The following is a 17,771-nucleotide window of genomic DNA, read 5'->3' as shown; positions in this document are numbered from 1 at the left end:
ATGGACGACCCGAGCAGATCCCGGCACGGCGGTGGCCCGCAGACTGCGCAGCGCTCTCCGCGGTCACACGAGGCGACCCCGTTCGGCACGATGCCGAACGGAGCATTTCCCGTCGAGCGGCTGTGGGACCTGCTGGCGACCTTGCCGGACACTGCTGCCGCTGCCGCTGAAGCCGTTGTGACCGCGTTCGGCAGCAGCCTTCCGGTCACCGTCTTCCACCGTCATGACCTCGACTGGTCCGTCCTCGCCGGCAGCAAAGCCCGCGCCGACCAGACCGAATTGACCGCCCTCGAATGCGCCGCCGGGCCGCTCATGCCGCGCGCGGCCACGGTGGGCAACGTCGCCGTCGTCGTCGACGCGGCGGTACCGGACGAGATGGTCGCGGCGCACCGCACTCTGCTGGCCCAGCTGTGTGTCTGGATCGACCTGACCGCCCAGGCACATGCCTCCACCGAGGAGTTTGCAGCGCTCGACGACGAGGCCGAGGTCATGCGCACCGTGGCGCACCAGATCCTCAGCGCCCATGACCTCGACCAGGTGCTTCTCAACATCACCACCCAGACCCTGCGCATGTCCGACTCCGACATCTGTGGCGTCTTCCTCCGGGAGGGTGAGGAGCTGCGCATGCGCAGCTGCGCCGGGCACCGAGTGATCGACACCGCGCGGCTGCGCATGAAAAAGGGGCAGGGCGTGGCCGGACAGGTCTTCGAGACCGGCAAGGTCGCCAAGATCGACAGTTACCTTCAGGACGCCACCATCAGCAAGGATTTCATGTCCCTCGCCGAACAGGAAGCGACTCGTTCGGCGCTGGCAGTGCCACTGGTGGTACACGGAGACATGATCGGTGTCCTCGAGGTGTGGCGGCGCCGCTACTCGTCGTTCACCGACCGCGACGTCCGCAGGCTGGTGGCGTTGGCCGACCTCGCGACCATCGCCATCGAGAACGGTCGGCTCTACGACGCCCAACGAGCCACCGTCGACGAACTCGACAACACCCGCATTTCCCTGGAACGTCAACTACGCCTACTCAACCGTTCCTCCACCCTGCAGCATTCGTTGATCGAGATCGTGCTCGCCAACTCCGCCGTCACCAGCTCCGTCGCCCGCACCGTCGGAACCGAGCTGGGCTGCGACGTCGCCATTATCTCCGACACCGGCGAAATCGAAGCCACCTTTCCTCGCACCTTCGATACCGCCGATCTGCTCGACGACGTGGCCGGCCGGAACGGTGCTCTTCCGAAACGTGCGACCAAGCTCGTGGCACGTGACGGCCGCACCATTTGGGCCCACCCGGTCGTGGCCGCCGAAAACCAGTATGGTGCAGTCTGTTTGATCGGCGGCAACGAGGACGCCGAGATCATGGAGGTCGCGTGCGGGCAGGCCGCCATGGTCTGTTCGCTCACCCAACTCCAGCAGCGCGCGGCGAGCGCCGCGCGCGCCGAAGCACTCGACCAGCTGCTGTGGGACCTGGTGGAAGGAACACCGGAACAACGGTCCGCCGCCCGCAGCCGCACCCATCAGATGGGGATCCGGCTCAAGGGTTTTCACCGGGTCTTCTACGGGGTGCTCGAGAACACCGACACCATTGCCGCCCAGGAGGGGTGGACCACCTCCGCCGCGGACGCCCTGCGGCGCAACGTTCTCAACGGTGTTCGCGGCTGCACCACTCCGGCGCCGATGACGTTGACCAGTGTGCGGGGAAACTGGATCGTGGCCCTCGCCCCGATCAAGGACCGCGAGCGTGCCCGTGCCCTACTGGACGAATTGAACAAGGTCACTGCGCGGTGCCACCCGGACCTGCACATCACCTGGGGGGTCAGTTCAGCACGCAGCGACCCGGGGGACTATCCGGCGGCCTTCGGTGAAGCGAAGACGGCGCACGCCGCCTCCCGTCGGCTGGGAACGGTGTCGATGTACGACGAACTCGGGATTGTCCGGCTTCTACTGGGGAGCAGCGACAATCCCGACCTGCAGGGGTTCATCAAAGAGGTGACCGAGCCGCTGCTCCAGTACGACCAGCAGTCCGACGGGTCCCTCCTCAAGACCCTCCGCACCTTCTTCGACGCCAACTGCTCACAGAAGGATGCCGCCGAGCGGCTCTTCGTCCATCCCAAGACCCTCGCCTACCGGCTCGAGCTGATCCGCAAACTCACCAACCTGGATCTATCACAACACTCGGATCGGATGCGCGCCGACCTGGCGCTGCGCTTGTTGCAGGTGACCGAGGCGGTCAGCGACTTGGACGGCCAATCGCACCCGCCATTCGGCTGAGAGTGGTGTGTGGTCCCCCGGTCCGGGTATTCACCACACACCACCCGTCGCCAATTCGATCTGTGGCCCGGTTCTTGTTCTGAACGGCAGGAGCACGACGGGCAGCGCACCGAGACGCTCCACAACTCCCCACCGTCCCGGTCCCGGGTGGTCCTGCGCGCGCAATTGCTCGAGGGTCGCACACGATGACCTGCAACGGGTCACCGTGTACCACCCTCGGACGCCGAGGCTAGTTCCGGCGGTCTCGCTGCCCCAGAGCCAGGATCGACGGCCGCACCTCGTCACCGTCGACGCCGAAGCGGGTGAACCCGCGCTCCTGCAGGGACTGCACCAGTTCCGCCGAGACCGGTCCGCTCAACCGGATCCCCACCCGCAGTGTGGGATCCTGAGCAAGGACCGCCGCTACGGTGTCCACCAGCGCTCCGACCTGATCGTCGATCTCGATGCGAGGATCAACCGTGATCAGACCCCGCCGCAGATACGAATCGAGCGGCTCACTGGTCAGCAGATGCCGCGGCGAGATGCCGGCCACTGCCGCTTGGAGCACCCGCAGTTCGATCCACACGATGTCACTGCGCTCGGCGATGACGTCGATGGAGGCGATACCGCGCGGGCTGGTGAGATAGCCGCCGATCTCCACCCGGCCGGAATCGGCCAGACTGTCCCGCAGCGCGACCAGCGCGGCGATCTCAGCGCCGTCGGCGATCTTGCGGACCGTGAAGTGCACGCGCAGCTCGGAGTCCGCACTGCGCAACGCCGTGGCGATACCCCGCAACTGTGCGGACAAGATCTCCTCGGATCCGAGCGGCAACGCCAGTTCCGGATGCGCGATGAACAACTCGGCAGTGCGTAGCAGCTCGCTGGATTCGTCGGCGTGGAAGTCGATCGCCCGCACCCCGAACTCGGACACGCTCGCACCGGCGAACAGCTTCGAGAACTCGGTGGCCACGGCCGCCTCGAGGGCGGCGCTGGCATCGCTGATCTCGCCCTCGCGCAGCGTGGTGATGATCGAGTCGAGGTGTCCGGTGGTGGCCAGGACATCGTCGATTCCCGCCACCAGTCCCGTCGCCCCGCGTGTGAGCGCCTGACGCGCCTGATCGGGGGTCGTCGCCCGGGCGAACACTTGTGCGCCGGCACGTTTGCGCGCGAGTTCGAGCAGCCCGGAGAGGCGGTCGTCTTCCGCCGCCGGCTCACTGAGCGCGATCTCCCCGGCGATCACCTCACCCGACGATCCATCGAGGGAGACGACGTCGCCGATGGTCAGGGTCTGGCCCGCCACCCGCATGGTGCCCGCTGTGGGATCGATATCCAACGCCCCGCATCCGACGACGCACGTGGTCCCCAGCGCACGGGCCACCACGGCGGCGTGACTGGTCGAACCACCAGTGGCGGTGAGGATGCCGGCTGCGGCGATCATGCCGTGCAGATCCGTCGGGCTGGTCACCGGACGCGCCAGGATGACCGTCTTGCCTTCCTTGACCGCCTGCTGCGCGGCGTCGGAGTCGAAGTAGAGCTCGCCGACCACGTGCCCGGGAGCAGCTCCGACGCCGGTGGCCAGGAGCCGTCCGTCCTCGCGGGCGCGGGCGTAGGCATCGGGGTCGAAGCCGGGGCGCTGAACCTGGCGGATCTGATCGAGGGTCAGGGCCGACAGCGCACCGGAGGTGGTGACGACCTGCTCGGCGAGCAGGTCCGCCGCTATCCGGATCGCGGCCTGGGCGGTACGTTTGGCGCTGCGGACCTGGAGCATGTACAAAATGCCGCGCTCGACGGTGAATTCGATGTCGAGGACGTCACCGCGGCGGCGTTCGAGTTCGGCGCAGGTGGTTTCCAGTTCGGTGTACACGTGCGGAAGCCGGTCGCGCAGCGCGGTCACCGGGTCCGGGGTGCGGATGCCGGCGACAACGTCCTCTCCCTGGCTGGCAGCCAGGAACTCACCGAACAGTCCCGGCTCGCCCGTGACGGGGTTGCGGGTGAACACCACACCGGAGCCGGAGTCCTGGTCGAGGTTGCCGAAGACCATGGACTGCACGACGACCGCGGTTCCGAGGTCGTTCGGGATCTTGTGCACTTCCCGGTATTTCACGGCGCGGCGAGTGTTCCAGGACCGGAATACGGCCTCCACCGCGCCGACGAGCTGGGCTCGGGGGTCGCTGGGAACTTCCTCGTCGAGTTCGTCGCGAACCAGGTTCTGGCAGTGCTCCCACACCCGGTCGTAGACCGGTCCGGGCTGACTGTCGGCATCGACGTCGTCGATCAGCGCGGCGAGATCGTCGCGGTCGGGCGTCTCGAGCGCCCCCATCACGGTTTCGGCGTACATCCCGTGGAACCGGAACAGCACGTCCGCCATGAATCGAGTGTCGCCGGTGACATCGGCCAGCGCGATCGCCGCATCGCGGCCGAGCCCCAGGTTGAGGACGGTATCCATCATCCCCGGCATGGACACCGGTGCACCCGAGCGCACGGACAGCAGCAGCGGGACGGGGCCGCCGCCGAAGGTCTTGCCTGTCGCCTGTTCGAGCTCGCTCAGGCGGCCGTGTATTTCCTCGATCAGGTTCGCCGTCATGGAACCGTGCTCGAGGTAGTCGTGACAGGCCGACGTGGAGATGACGTACCCGCCGGGCACGTTCAACCCTTCCTGGGTCATTTCGACCAGGCCGTATCCCTTGCCGCCGAGAATATTCCGGTCAATTTCACCTGGTTCACTGAACGCGCGGGTCAGTCCAGTCGTAACAGTCACAGAGCTCACCTTGTTCACTCCTTACGTGCGCGACCGAGGGTGCGCAGCAAATCCTCGTGGAATTCGAACCACACGTTATGCACCGAGTCCTTGGTGGGGTCGGAGACAAACGCGATGTCTCCGGCGTCGACCTTGCCCAGGGAACGCTCGAAGCGACCGACATACGTGCGGAAGCGCGCATCCTTTTCGGCGAGGGCCTCGAGCAACCCCTCGAGCCGGGACACCAGGCGCTCGATGGTGGTAATTACTTTCGCGTCGTACGCCGAATCGGTGTGATCGTTGGCGAGTTTGCGCCCGCCCACCTCGATCTGCTGCCAGGAGGACATGGTCCGCAGGAAGCGGGAATTGACCTCCTCGAACTTGTCGGCCACTTGCAGCACCGAGGGATCCTCGCGCAGGGGTCCGTAAATCGCGGCCGCAGAATCGACCAGCACCGGGCCGGACGCGTCGGTGGGCAGGGCCGTCTCACCCATGAGCGCGACCAGATCACCGTCTTCGAGCTCGGTGAAGATCCCTCGCACCTCATCGAGGCTGAGGTCGACGATCTCCGCAACAGCGGCCGCGGACGCCATTTTCTTGAGCGCCACGGCATTGAGAACGTCGTAGAGACGTTTGTCGAGCAGGGTTTGAGTCATGTTGTGTCCCAACGATCGAACGGGGGCGGCCGGTGGCAGGTCCCTACCGGTCCCGCCGCCCCCGGGTCTGGTGAACGGGTTCTACAGCCAGCGATACTTCGACCGGCGCAGATCCGCGCCCTCTCCGAAGGGCAGGTAGCCCTGACCGGAGAAAATCTTCTGCGGAACGACTTCCTGCGCAAATCCGCGCTTGCTGATGTCGTAGTAATAGTTCGACACACGCTGGTCGACTTCCCACAGCTGGTATTCGTCGCACGCCTTCTCGTACGTTCCGGCCTTCCGCAGGTACGGCAGGATCATGTCGACGTAGTAGACGTACTGACCGGCCCAGATCAGGTCCCGGCGGCACATCCGAGAGACCTTCCCGTACATCTTGAGCGTGGCGTCCTGGATCTTGGGCAGCTCCCCGCCCAGGTCGTCGATCGCGATGGACCGCACATCCTTCATCGGCGTGTCCCACTGCTCGCGGGCGAAGACGGCGCCACCGACAATGGCGGGGATGTAGTTCTTCGGCCGGGTGAAGGTGGTGGAAATGTCGTTGACGCGAATTTCCTGCAGCCCCAGAATCTCCGGGTCGATCTCGATCGCGATGGTGTAAGCGTGCGGCAGGCCGGCGTCGTCACACACATCGGACCAGTGGAAGATCGGCTCGTTGACGAACAGATCCCGGAGAATGAGGATGTTGCCGTTGTCCAGTTCGTACGGTCCGGTATCGCCCAGACCGAGCCGGCAGTCCATGTGGTCGAGGAACGCCAGCAGTTCGGCGGCCGCGTTGAAGCGGGTGAAGGAGTCGTGCTTGGGGCTTCCCGGCTCGAGCGTTTCGAGCTGGTTGATGATGCCCGCGAGGAAGTCCGGCTCGTGGATCTGGCAGCGGTAGCGGTCCTGCGAGTTGAGGATGTACCCGTCCTGGCGCTTGCCGTACTCGATCCGCTGCATGAACTTGAGGAGCTCGTTGCTCTCCTCGATGTAGTCATTGGGTCCGATCGCCTCGAGTGCAAGGAGACCGCAGCGGCCCATGCCGAAGCCGACGGCGCCGATCGACCAGTCGTGCACCGCGTTGACCTTGGTGCCGATTTCCCGCCGCGCCGAGGCCCCGATGTCCAGGATGCCCTGGGCGCCGACCTCGTCGGTGGTCATGCGCAGAATTTCCGGCCACCGGTAGAACTGGTGCATGAACGCGAGGATCTCGTATTCCTGGCGCGGGATCATGCCCGAGACGCCCTCGGTGGCACGCATGACCAGCACGTCCCAGATGTTCCAGGCCAGGTAGTTGTTGAGGTCGTTGAGCTCGTCCAGGGTGAATTGGTCGACCAGGACGTCTTCCTTGCTGACCTTCTCGAGAACCTTGCTCTTGGCGCGCTGCTTCTGCACCTTGTCGCCGAGGATGCCGTCGCGCAGCGGCTCCTGGCCGACGAAGTTGCCCTCGAAGACCAGATCCTGAAAGCGCAGACCGTCGTCGTTCGGCTCGTAGCGCTGCTTGTACGTCGAGCGGAGACCGGGTGTCATTTCGAGACTCATGGTGGGTTGTTCCTCTCTGCCCATGGTGTGGTCGGAAACGATCAGCTGACGATGCTGACGCGACCGACCTCGGCGTCATCGCAGTGCAACTGGACGGTCTTGCCGACCAGCGTGTCGGCGATCTCCTCGAAGTGCGCGTCGTCGGTGTTGCCCACGGCGTAGCGGGACTCGCTCGAGGTCAGGTACGCGGTCATCACACAGGGGATCTGGAACTCACGCGAAAGGATGCCGAGGTGGGACTCGGGCGCACCCGACATCGTGATGACGCCGGAAGCACCCATGCTCAATGCCGGGGTCAGGAAGGTCGTCGTGCCACCGCGAACGAGCAGGATGTAGTCCTGCAACTTCCCGGACCGCACGACCTCGATCACGTCCTTGGGCGAGCCCAGGAACTTAACCTCACCCTTCGGGCTCTTCTGCGTCTCGAAGGCATTGAACCCTTCGGCTACAACCTGCATTGGTACTCCTTTGATCAAATCGAGTTTCGTGGCCTCGATCACGTCGAACTTGCTGTGTTGCGTTAATCACAATGCCCGTCATGATGGGACCGCCGTATGGGGGCTGTGGATAGCTTTGTGTGTGCCCGTTATCTCGCGCGGACAATGCCTCGGTCACCGTCGAGTTCCCCAAGCTTGCGGCGCATGAGCTTGCCCGACGAGGTTGTCGGCAGGGCATCGACGAAGACGACCTCGCGTGGTCGTTTGTAGGCGGCCAGCTGACCGCGGCAATGCTCGATGATGTCTTCCGGCTGGAGCTGCGCCTGCGGTGCAGGGACGACATACGCGACGGCGACCTCGCCCTTGACCGGGTCGGGCCGGCCTCCGACAGCGACCAGCGCGACGTCCGGGTGGGCGCCGATGACGCGTTCGATCTCCGCCGGGTACACGTTGTATCCGGCGGTGACGATCATGTCCTTGAGCCGGTCCACGATGAAGAAATGCCCGGTGTGGTCGACGTAGGCGACGTCGCCGGTGTGCAGCCACCCGTCGTCGGTGATCGCCTCCGCAGTGGCGTCCGGGCGACCGTAGTAGCCGAGCGTCACCAGCGGGCCGCGAACGAGTAGCTCACCATGCTCACCGATGGGAACCTCGCCGCTCGTGCCGTCGATCGGGCCGATCCTGACCTCGAGGCCGGGGAGCGCCACTCCGATCGAACCGGGCACCGGGGGTGCGTGGACCGCGTGGGTCGTGCCGAGTCCGGACAGCTCGGTCATCCCCCACAGCTCGAGGACTGGGACGGGTGCCCGCTTCTGCCACCGCGCGAGCAGTTCCGGAGCGAACGTCTGGCCGCCGATGGTGGCGGCTCGCAAGGTGGACAGATCTGCGGTGTCGAAGCCTGGGTCCGCAAGCATCATCGAGTACATCGCGGGCACCCCCTCGAACAGAGTCGCGTGTTCGCCTTCGATCAGGCGCAGCGCCTCACCCGGGGTGAACCGTTCCATCAGGATCACCGTGCCTCCGGCCAGGAACGTGCTGTTGATGGCGACGTTGCCGTAGACGTGTGCGCCCGGCAGGGCGGTGACCACAATGTCGTCGGTGGTGCGGCCGTGCATGGTGGCGGTCAGGGCGCAGTTGAGGAGCACGGATTGTTGGGACTGCATGGCCCCCTTCGGGTGCCCCGTCGTGCCCGAGGTGTAGCCGATGCTGCACAGGTCCTCGGGCTGTGGTCGCGGGCGGGAGTCCAGCGGCTCGCTCACCGCGGCGGCGAGCAAATCGGCGAAGGAAATCGCGCCGGTCACGGAAGCCGAGTCATCCAGGTCACCGAATTGGCACACCGTCTCCAGCGAGGGAACCTCGGCAAGGATGCTCTCGACGGTGGCGGCCTGGGCGCCGCCGGTGAACAGGGCGCCGGACCCGCAGTCGGTGAGGACGAAGGCCAGCTCGGGGCCGGTGAGCATGACATTGACCGGGTTGACGACAGCTCCTGCTTTCAGGATGCCGTGGTAGGCGACAATCCACTCCCAGCTGTTCTGCCCATACAGGGAGCACACCCCGCCGGCGCCGATCGCCCGGGTACGAAGGGCTACGGCGACGGCATCCGACATTCTGTCGAGGTCGCGGTAGGTCAGTCTGGTGTGTCCGACGACGAGGGCGATCTTGTCCGGATGCCGTGCGGCGGCGTAGGGCAGGATCTCGCCCGGCCCCACCGAGGGCTGGGACGCTGCGCTGCGCCTACTCACCGGAATCTCCGTGGACGCCGCGGTCGCCGAAAGTCAGGACCGCTTTGGTGACCTTCCCGTGGTGGACGGCGTCGATCGCCTCGTTGATCTGATCGAACTCGAAGGTGTCGATCAGCTCGGTGAAGGGGAACTTGCCGGCCTGATAGAGGTCGATCATGCGGGTGACGAACTCCTGCGGGATGGCATCGCCCTCGATGACGCCGATCAGACTGCGCCCGAACAGCAGGTGCCCCTGGTCGAAGGAAATCTCGTTCGGGATGCCCTGGAATCCGACGGTGGCACAGACCCCCGGCGACTGCAGACATTCCAGTGCGCTGCGAACGACGTTCGCCAGGCCGATGCAGTCGACCGAATACTGCGCTCCGACACCGCCGGTGATCTCGCGGATCCGGTCGACCACGTCCTCCTCGGCGGAGTTGATGGTGTGGGTGGCACCGAGCTCGGTGGCCTTCGCCAGGCGGGTGGGCTGGATGTCGACGGCGATGATGGTGCCGCAGCCGGCGACCACCGCGCCCAGCAGGGCGGCGAGCCCCACCGATCCGGTCCCGAAGATCGCGATCGACGACCCCTCCTCCGGGTGAAGAGTATTGAGCACCGCCCCGGCGCCCGTCTGGATGCCGCACCCGAGGGGGGCGAGCAACTCGAGCGGCAGATTGCGGGCGACGCGGACGCAGTTCTGCTCGTTGGCCACGGCGTAGGTCGCCCACGCGGACTGTCCGAAGAAGTGTCCGCGTACCTGCTCACCTCCGGAACTGAGGACACTCGAGCCGTCCAGGCGTGCACCGACCAGGTTCAGTGGGACGAAGTCCCGGCAGTGCATCGGAAGTGAACGTGCGCAGTTGCCGCACTCGGCGCAGAAGTTGTACGAGAGCACCACGTGGTCGCCGGGCTCGACGCTGTCGACCGCTGAACCGACCGCGGTGACGACTCCGGATCCCTCGTGACCGAGCACAATCGGGGCCGCGTCGGCCTCCGCGGTCGCGATCACCCCGAGGTCGGTGTGGCAGATACCGGAGCCGACGATCCGCACCAAGACCTCGCGTGGGCGCAACTCGCCGATATCGAGCTCCTCGAGCGACAACGGCTCCTGCGCCGAGCGCAGGACGGCTGCTGTGGTCTTCATAGTTGCACTTTCCTGTTCGAAAGACGGTCAGGGCGCGGATGGTCTTACGAGACCGCGCCGGGGACCTTGTTCAGAGTGATGGTCTGGTGGTTGGTGTATTCGGCGAGTCCGTGCAGGGAGTTCTCGGCGCCGATGCCGGACTGCTTGTGTCCGCCGAAGACCTGATGCGGGGAGTACTGGTGGACTTCGTTGAGCCACACGGTGCCGGCCTCGAGCTGGCGGCCGATCCGATCGATCGCCTCGAGATCCTCACCCCAGACGGTGGCACCCAGGCCCCAGACGGTGTTGTTGGCCCGGGCGATGACATCGCTTTCTTCCCTCCAGCGCAGCAGCGGAAGGATCGGACCGAAGGGTTCCTCGACGACCAGGCGGGAGTCCTCCGGCGGGTTGTCGACGAGGGTGACCGGGACGAACCAGCCGTCGGCGTCCGAGTCGATCTGTCCGCCGAGGGCGAAGGTGTAACCGTTGGCGGTGCAGTCGTCGAAGTACTCCTGCACCTTCTGCAGCTGGGGCAGGTTCTGAATCGGACCCAACTGGGTCTCTGCGTCGGCGCCGTCGCCCACGACCACGGTTCGCGCGTACGCGACCAGCTCATCACGCACGGCCTCGTAGACATCGTCATGGATGTAGATGCGCTTGGCAGCGTTGCAGAACTGGGCATTGTTCTGGAACGCCGCCCAGAAAATTTGGGGGGCGACCTTCGCCGGGTCGACGTCCGGGAGGACGATCGCCGGATCGTTACCGCCGAGCTCGAGAGTGACTCGTTTGAGAGTGCCGGCAGCGGAACGCATTACATGCTTGCCCGTTTCGGTGCTGCCGGTGAACGCGATCTTCGCGATGCCCGGGTGCGCCGTGATCCACTTGCCGAGTTCGTCGTCACCGCTGACCGCACTCAGCACACCTGCGGGAAGCAGATCCTGCACCAGCTCGACGAGCTTGAGGTCACACAGGGGGGTGAAGGGGGACGGCTTGACGATGATGGTGTTCCCGGCCACCAGGGCGGGGGCGATCTTCCAAACCGCCAGCAGGATCGGGAAGTTCCACGGCACGATGGCACCAACTACCCCGAGCGGCGTGTGCCGGCTGATCACCAGACGGTCCGCGGTGTCCTCGAGGACCTCCTCGGGCAAGGACTGCTTCGCGATTTCGCGGAACCATGCGATCGAACCGTAGACCTCCCATTCGGCCATCGGACGCGGCTTGCCCTGCTCGGCAGTCAGCAGTGCCAAGAACTCTTCGGCGTGTGCTTCGAGCCGATCACCGATCGCCGAGACGACGGCCTGGCGTTCGGCGAGCGGTGTGGCCGACCATTCGGGGAACGCGGCCTGAGCGGCTGCGACGGCCTCGTCGAGTTGGTCAGAGCTCGCAACGGGCACGTGGGCAATCACCTCGGTGGTCGCCGGGTTGTACACCGGCGCCGTGTCCTGCACGGTCACCGACCGGCCGCCGATCGTCATCGGGAATTCTGTCGGGAGGGCGAGGACAGGTGCTTCGGTAGACAACATTCATCTCCTTCGGGTGCGCAGCTTCACCGGGTGTGAGGCTGCATCGGACGAGGTGGGCGTACATCCCAAGACCGGTCTCCGAGCGGAACTAGGGATCGGTGTCTTCGTCAGCGAGTGGGGGTGATCACAGTTCTACTGCCCGGACGTGATGAGAGCGTCATCCCCTGGGGAGCAAAACCTGGCATGCTTCTATCTCCCGGGGAACAGCCGCTCGCCGGCAACGGGAGCATCGTGGCTGGTAAATCGCTCAATTCTTTCGGGGTCTGAACCGAATCTGCCCCGAAAGATACTGTCCCCCATGACCTTTCTCGCCCGGTCGTCGACACGACGACCGGGCCAGAGTGGGACGTGCATGGCGACAGGGGCAGGACCACTGAGCCCGGCATGGGGCGAGTCGTACGCCGCATACGTGGGAAGAAGGGGTCGGATGTGTCGCATCCTCAGTCAAGTCCACACCGGTGTGCGCCACGGAATGTCCTTTAGGCGAGGGCTTCCTTCAGGTCGACTAGGTTCTCGCAGATCTGCACCATGTTGCCGTCAGGGTCATAGAAAAGGAACGAGCGTACGATACCTCCTGCCTCCCACACATAGTCAGTCTGCGTCTCGTAGCCTGCGTTCTTGATCTTCTTGAACCAGTCGTCGATGTCGGTGACTTCGAAGCCCAGCTCGGAGATTCCGGTGTGGCCGTACCTGAGCGTCTCCCTCGGCTTGCGCTCGACCGGCGGATTGATCGGCTGCTGAAACTCGAGGAAGGTACCGTCCGCCTCGGGCGGTGTCAGTAGCACCATGCGCGACTTCGCGTCCTTAACCTTGAAGATATCGTCCAAGGTTTGCTGGTCGAAGAACGGGCCCTCCGGGTGGTCCGGAAGAGTCGTATCGACGACAACCTTGAACCCGAGTACATCCCGGTAGAGCTTGAGCGACTCGTCCGCGTCACTGACAAAGACCGCGATGTGGTGGTATTTCATCATGCTTCCTTACCTTTTATGGGTGAGTAGGTCGTTCAACCGCAATGGCGGTTTAGGTGGCTCGAGCCAGTCTGCGGTGGTCTCGATAGTCGCGTCCGCCTGTGCGTCACGACCTGCAGCGACATGTAGATGCGCCGTTGGTCGGGTGCGATCTCGAGCTCGACCTCACCTCCAGCCACACCTGCCCGTGGCCGATCAGACCTCGGCCGCGAGGCGCTCCGCGCATCCCGCGCCGATACCCCGTGCGCTGCCGGTGACGACCGCGACTTTTCCTTCGAGTCTACGCATTTGAATATGTCTTCTTTCGATTAGCTTGTGGTTCAGTTGTCTGCGAAGCGTTTACGGAGCCAGTCGATTGCCTCAGCTAGCATTTCTTTACTTTGGTCCAGAGCTGTCGGGAAACAGAGCATCCCGTGAAATGCACCGTCGTAACGTGTAAGGACGACGTCATTGCCAGCATCCTTCAAGGCTCTGGCGTAGTCCTCACCGTCGTCGAGCAGGGGGTCGAACTCAGCGGTTTGTACGAGCGCGGGCGCCAGATCCGCGAATGAATCTGCCAACAACGGCGAGCAGTAGGGATGCCGTGCTTCGACTCCCTTTCCGACGTAATGGTTGACGAAGTATTCGATGTCCGTGCGCGAGAGCAGCGGCCCCTCAGCATTGGCCAACATGGAGGCAGTCGGTCCGCCCGCGAGCCTGACCATCGGGTAGAAGAGGAGTTGACCGCACAGCCGGGGCCCCCCCTCGTCCCGCGTCCGCTGCGCCGTTACCGCCGAAAGATTGGCGCCTGCACTGTCTCCGCCCACGGCGATGCGTGCGGGGTCGATATTGAGCTGCTGTGCGTTGCCTGCGATCCAGCGAAGAGCCTCCATGCAGTCGTCACTTCCGGCGGGAAACTTTGCCTCAGGCGCTTTGCGGTAATCGACAGCGATCACCACTGCCTCTGCCCGGGCGCTGAGCTCGGTGCAGAGGTTGTTGTTGGCGTCCAGACTTCCGATCACCCAGCCCCCACCATGCAGGTAAAGCAGCGCAGGGAACGGGCCAGGACCGTCAGGGGTGTAGACGCGAACCGCAAGGTCTCCGCCCGGCCCCGGAATTGTGGAGTCGGAGATATCTGCGACGGTAGCGGTCGTGGCCGGCATACTCAGGAGCAGTGCGTCGAAGGCCTGCCGACACTGAACCGGCTCCATCGTGTGGAACGGCTGGGCTCCAGCGTCGGCAAGCGACTGCAGAAACTCGGCGTTCTGAGCTGTAAGGGGCATGATTCCTCCGTGTCTTGCGGACCGGCACCGTTGTGGGCCGGTTTGGGTGTCGTGCTTAGGTCAGCTTCTCGGCACGGTCCTCGTCTCCGCCCGGTTCAGCCTGAGCCCTGCGGGGCGAGTTCCTGTGGCGACCCGGCAGCGATGCTGCTCGCCGACGCGATCCTCGTCGAGCCGTGCCGTCGAATCTGCTACTTGCCTTCGTCAGGCCATCTGCGCTTGTTCGTTCGCGGAGCCGACGCTTGGAGTCGTGCTGAAATCGATGCCCTTGAAGTCGTTGTCGGCGACCTCCTGGCATTGCTGAAAGTATCCGGGAGCGCCACCGAAGAAGAATATGGAGGCGCGCGGTTTGCCCGGAACATTCGCGCCGAAGAAGTAGGATCCCACGTCCTCGTTGGCCAGGACCGTGGCATCCAGCACCGCGTTGCACATCTCTTGCCACTGAGCGCAGGCCTCGGCTGTCGACTCCATCCGGTCGTATCCGTTGTCGCGCATATGCGTGATGAGCCGACCGATCCAGCCGACGGTGTTGTCGACGATCACCGGGATGTTCGCGATCGGCGACTGCGGACCGGAGATCATGAACATGTTCGGGAACCCGTCCACACCGATACCCAAGTAGGTTCTCGGGCCGTCCGCCCATTTCTCGGTGAGCGTCTGCCCGCCGGTGCCGCGCACATCGATACTCGCCAGCGCGCCGGTGCCGGCATCGAAACCGAGCGCGAAGATGATGACGTCGAACTCGTACTCATCGGTGCCCGTACGCATTCCGTGTGGCGTTACCTCCTGGATGGGGTTGTCGCTGACGTCGACGAGGTTGACGTTCTCCCGGTTCATGGTTTCGTAGAAGAAGTGCCCCAGCGGCGGCCGTTTGGAGAACAGCGGGTAGGACGGGCACAGCAGCTCAGCGGTCTCAGGGTCCTGAACGATGGTGCGAATCTTGTTGCGGATGAATTCCGCGGCGGTCTCGTTGGATTCCTCGCTGATGAAAAGGTCATCGAATGTTTCGAAGACGAATCGGAATCCGCCGATCTCCCAGCCGGCCTCGAGAATCTTCTGCGCCTGTTCGGGAGTGACGTCGTCCATGGTGCGCCCAGCAGCGTTCATCGGAAACGCGAACACCTGCTCACGGCACTTCCGGCCGATCTCGCTGTGGTCACGTTGGGCCTCAGCTTGCTGCCCCTCGGAGATCGCGTGATTGCGGCCCGGGATGACGTAGTTCGGGGTGCGCTGAAACACCGTGAGTTGGGCTGCGGTGCTCGCCACCTCCGGGATCACCTGGACTGCGGTCGCCCCGGTCCCGACCACCGCGACTCGTTTGCCGGTGAAGTCCACCGGCTCCTTCGGCCAACGCGATGTCTGGTACCACTGACCAGTGAAAGAGTCCAGTCCAGGGAACGGCGGGTCCAGGGGGGCACTGAGCACACCACTGGCGCTGACGAAGTAGGTGCAGGTGAACGACTGGCCCGCTTCGGTGATGATCGTCCACAGATTCGCTGCCTCGTCGTATACCGCGGAAGTGACCCGAGTGTGGAACTGAATGTCGCGGCGCATGTCGAAACGTTCGGTCACGTACTTCAGGTACCGTTCCACCTCAGCTTGTGCGGGGTAGCGTTCCGACCACACCCAGTCGGTCTTGAGTTCCTCGGAGAAGCTCATGATGTAGGCCCAGGCCTCGGTATCGGTACGTGCGCCGGGGTAGCGGTTCCAGTACCAGGTCCCGCCGACGTCGGAGCCGGCCTCGAGCACCTTGACCGACAGGCCTAACTTGCGCGCCTCGTGCAGCATCCGTAGGCCGCCGAATCCCGCCCCGATCACCACCGTGTCGTAGTGGGTAGGGGCCGTACCGTCGTCGGACGAGGATGTCTCGACAACCGACAGGGAAGTGGTAGACGTGTTCATGAAGTGCGAGCCTTTCTACTGTTAGTGGCATACCAACGTTTGCGCGATGCGAGGTGAGGCGCCTCGAGGAGGATGTGATGGGGTGCGATCTCGTGAAAGCGGCTGTGCAGGAATTTTTTTGGGTTCCGGCAGTTCGTTTCCCTCGTCGCCTCCGGACGTTCCGGATGCCGATTGGTGTGTGTTGAGTCTCACATCGTGAGGGGAGCCGTGGGTAATATTGTTTTGTTATCTCCCGTAGTTGCACCGCCCCTGCGCCGGAATTTGCAATGTGATTGAGTCCAGCGGGTGTTACGCGGCGGCCTGATCCGTCGCAGGTCCAAGGTTGGTCGCCGGCAGGTTTGTTGATCAGACAGTGGTGGGTAGGTCAAAGGATTTCGGCCCGTCGTCCCGATGCCCCGAATAGTGCGTGCGTGTGCTTTTCCCATGATCTGAGGTCGACCTCGGCGGTCGTGAGACGCTTGTTGGTGCGGTCGGGTTAGGGGCGCAGGGCGGGCGATGTCGGCTTGCTCGGTGGTCAGCTTCCGGAGCTCCGAGTCGGCCGGTTTGCCGTCGAGGAGACCGGCGTCGCGTTGCTCGCGCCACTCGCTGATCAGCGACGAGTGCAGGCCCTCACCGCGTAGGTAAGCGCCGCCCTGGATCGTCTCGCAGATCTGCTCGTAGGCGGCCAGGTGCGCGAGTTCGAGGTCCTTCGGGTCGATTCCCTCGCGCTCGCAGGCCTGCGCGATGGTGCGAGCCGGCTGGGTCTGCAGAGTGGAATTGGGGCCCGCGACGACGCCGTGGCGACCGATCTCCGCGATCCAGCTCAGACCAAGCCCCTCGGCCTTCACCTTGCTCATCACCACACCCAGCGGCACCGTCGGAGATCTGTGAGGCGGAGCCGGCGGTGACGATGCCGTCCTTCGAGAACGACGGTCGCAGCGAACCCAGCGACTCGACGGTGGTTCCGGGCGGATGCCCTCGTCGGCAACGAAGACGATCGGATCGCCCGTGCTGCGGAATCGACACCGGCACGCCCTCGTCGACGACGAGGCCGTTCTTCCAGGCCTACGCGGCCCTCTGGTGCGATGCCGTGGTGAAGGTGTCTGCTCCCTCACGGGAGACGAAACGGTCGCCGGAGTTGGCCGACTCGGTCAGGTTGCCCATCGCCTGGTCGGTGAAGATGCCGTGCAGCCGTCGAACGCCATGTGATCGCGCAACGTGACGTCGCCGTACTTGAAGCCGGCGCGGCGTTTCTCGAGCATGTGCTGGGCCTGGCTGATCGACTCCTGGCCACCGGCGACGACGACGTCGAACTCCCCCGCCCGGATGGGCTGGTCTGCCATCGCGATGGCACTGATGCCGGGCAGACACACCTTGTTGATGGTCAGGGCGGGCACGTTCATCGGGATACCCGCGGCCACAGCTGCCTTGCGTGCGGGGATCTGGCCGGCAGCGGCGGTGAGAACCTGGCCCATGATCACGTATTCGACCTAGCTGCGCCGGCCACGGGCGTCGTCGCCACACAGTGGTCGACACCCGGGTGATGCAGGCGCATGCACTGCCGTCCGCTCAATGAACGTGATTCCGGTGCGCGACCCCAGTAAGCAGCACAGAACACACATGACAACTACGAGAACTATTTACTCGCAGGAAGGTCACTTGAAGAACAACCGGCCCGCTGTGTCTATTGCATGG

Annotated in this window: 13 protein-coding genes and 1 pseudogene; 1 reads left to right on the top strand and 13 read right to left on the bottom strand. The window is 64.5% G+C overall.

The window, feature by feature from the left end:
* Window positions 1-2,271: a helix-turn-helix domain-containing protein gene (locus HYG77_RS25335; RefSeq protein ID WP_208961001.1), complete on the top strand. Its 2,271-nt coding sequence runs from the start codon at window positions 1-3 to the stop codon at window positions 2,269-2,271.
* Between the two features lie 229 nt (window positions 2,272-2,500).
* Here HYG77_RS25335 and HYG77_RS25330 read toward each other — a convergent pair whose 3' ends face one another.
* From HYG77_RS25330 to HYG77_RS40735, 13 genes and pseudogenes are all read right to left on the bottom strand, one after another.
* On the bottom strand, window positions 2,501-5,008 hold the full coding sequence (locus HYG77_RS25330; protein WP_109336103.1) for a pyruvate, phosphate dikinase: 2,508 nt from the start codon (window positions 5,006-5,008) through the stop codon (window positions 2,501-2,503).
* Window positions 5,009-5,022: 14 nt separating this feature from the next.
* Complete coding sequence (locus tag HYG77_RS25325) at window positions 5,023-5,643, bottom strand: hypothetical protein (protein ID WP_109335703.1); 621 nt, start codon at window positions 5,641-5,643, stop codon at window positions 5,023-5,025.
* Between the two features lie 81 nt (window positions 5,644-5,724).
* Entirely contained in the window at window positions 5,725-7,161 is a 1,437-nt protein-coding gene (locus tag HYG77_RS25320; RefSeq protein WP_208961000.1) for a hypothetical protein, read from the bottom strand.
* Window positions 7,162-7,202: 41 nt separating this feature from the next.
* A complete protein-coding gene (locus HYG77_RS25315; RefSeq protein ID WP_109336102.1) occupies window positions 7,203-7,619 on the bottom strand; it encodes a PEP-utilizing enzyme in 417 nt (138 codons plus the stop codon).
* Window positions 7,620-7,747: 128 nt separating this feature from the next.
* Window positions 7,748-9,340: an AMP-binding protein gene (locus HYG77_RS25310; RefSeq protein WP_244373129.1), complete on the bottom strand. Its 1,593-nt coding sequence runs from the start codon at window positions 9,338-9,340 to the stop codon at window positions 7,748-7,750.
* Window positions 9,333-10,463, bottom strand: a complete 1,131-nt coding sequence (locus HYG77_RS25305) for an NAD(P)-dependent alcohol dehydrogenase (RefSeq protein WP_208960999.1) — start codon at window positions 10,461-10,463, stop codon at window positions 9,333-9,335. Before HYG77_RS25305 ends, HYG77_RS25310 begins: the two co-directional genes overlap by 8 nt.
* A gap of 44 nt (window positions 10,464-10,507) precedes the next feature.
* Window positions 10,508-11,968 (bottom strand): aldehyde dehydrogenase family protein, encoded by a 1,461-nt coding sequence (locus HYG77_RS25300; protein ID WP_204165049.1) that lies wholly within the window; start codon window positions 11,966-11,968, stop codon window positions 10,508-10,510.
* A 479-nt stretch (window positions 11,969-12,447) separates the two neighbouring features.
* The gene (locus HYG77_RS25295; protein ID WP_208960998.1) at window positions 12,448-12,939 is read right to left on the bottom strand and encodes a VOC family protein; all 492 of its coding nucleotides are present in this window, start codon (window positions 12,937-12,939) and stop codon (window positions 12,448-12,450) included.
* A 317-nt stretch (window positions 12,940-13,256) separates the two neighbouring features.
* A complete protein-coding gene (locus tag HYG77_RS25285; RefSeq protein ID WP_109335699.1) occupies window positions 13,257-14,198 on the bottom strand; it encodes an alpha/beta hydrolase in 942 nt (313 codons plus the stop codon).
* 201 nt (window positions 14,199-14,399) lie between these two features.
* Window positions 14,400-16,097 carry an NAD(P)/FAD-dependent oxidoreductase gene (locus tag HYG77_RS25280; protein WP_244373126.1) on the bottom strand — a complete coding sequence of 566 codons (1,698 nt, stop codon included), beginning with the start codon at window positions 16,095-16,097 and terminating at the stop codon, window positions 14,400-14,402.
* Between the two features lie 188 nt (window positions 16,098-16,285).
* Window positions 16,286-16,933 (bottom strand): hypothetical protein, encoded by a 648-nt coding sequence (locus tag HYG77_RS39930; RefSeq protein WP_244461412.1) that lies wholly within the window; start codon window positions 16,931-16,933, stop codon window positions 16,286-16,288.
* Between the two features lie 67 nt (window positions 16,934-17,000).
* Window positions 17,001-17,102: pseudogene (locus HYG77_RS40740) on the bottom strand (hypothetical protein); the annotation flags it as partial.
* A 125-nt stretch (window positions 17,103-17,227) separates the two neighbouring features.
* Window positions 17,228-17,557, bottom strand: coding sequence for a beta-ketoacyl synthase N-terminal-like domain-containing protein (locus HYG77_RS40735; RefSeq protein WP_348273567.1), 330 nt, complete (start codon window positions 17,555-17,557; stop codon window positions 17,228-17,230).
* Window positions 17,558-17,771: the final 214 nt, after the last annotated feature.

The sequence above is a fragment of the Rhodococcus sp. ZPP genome (assembly GCF_017656075.1).
Classification (GTDB): Bacteria; Actinomycetota; Actinomycetes; order Mycobacteriales; family Mycobacteriaceae; genus Rhodococcus_F; species Rhodococcus_F oxybenzonivorans.
Note: the sequence above shows the minus strand (reverse complement) of the source record. Positions and strands in the feature narration are given on the sequence as shown.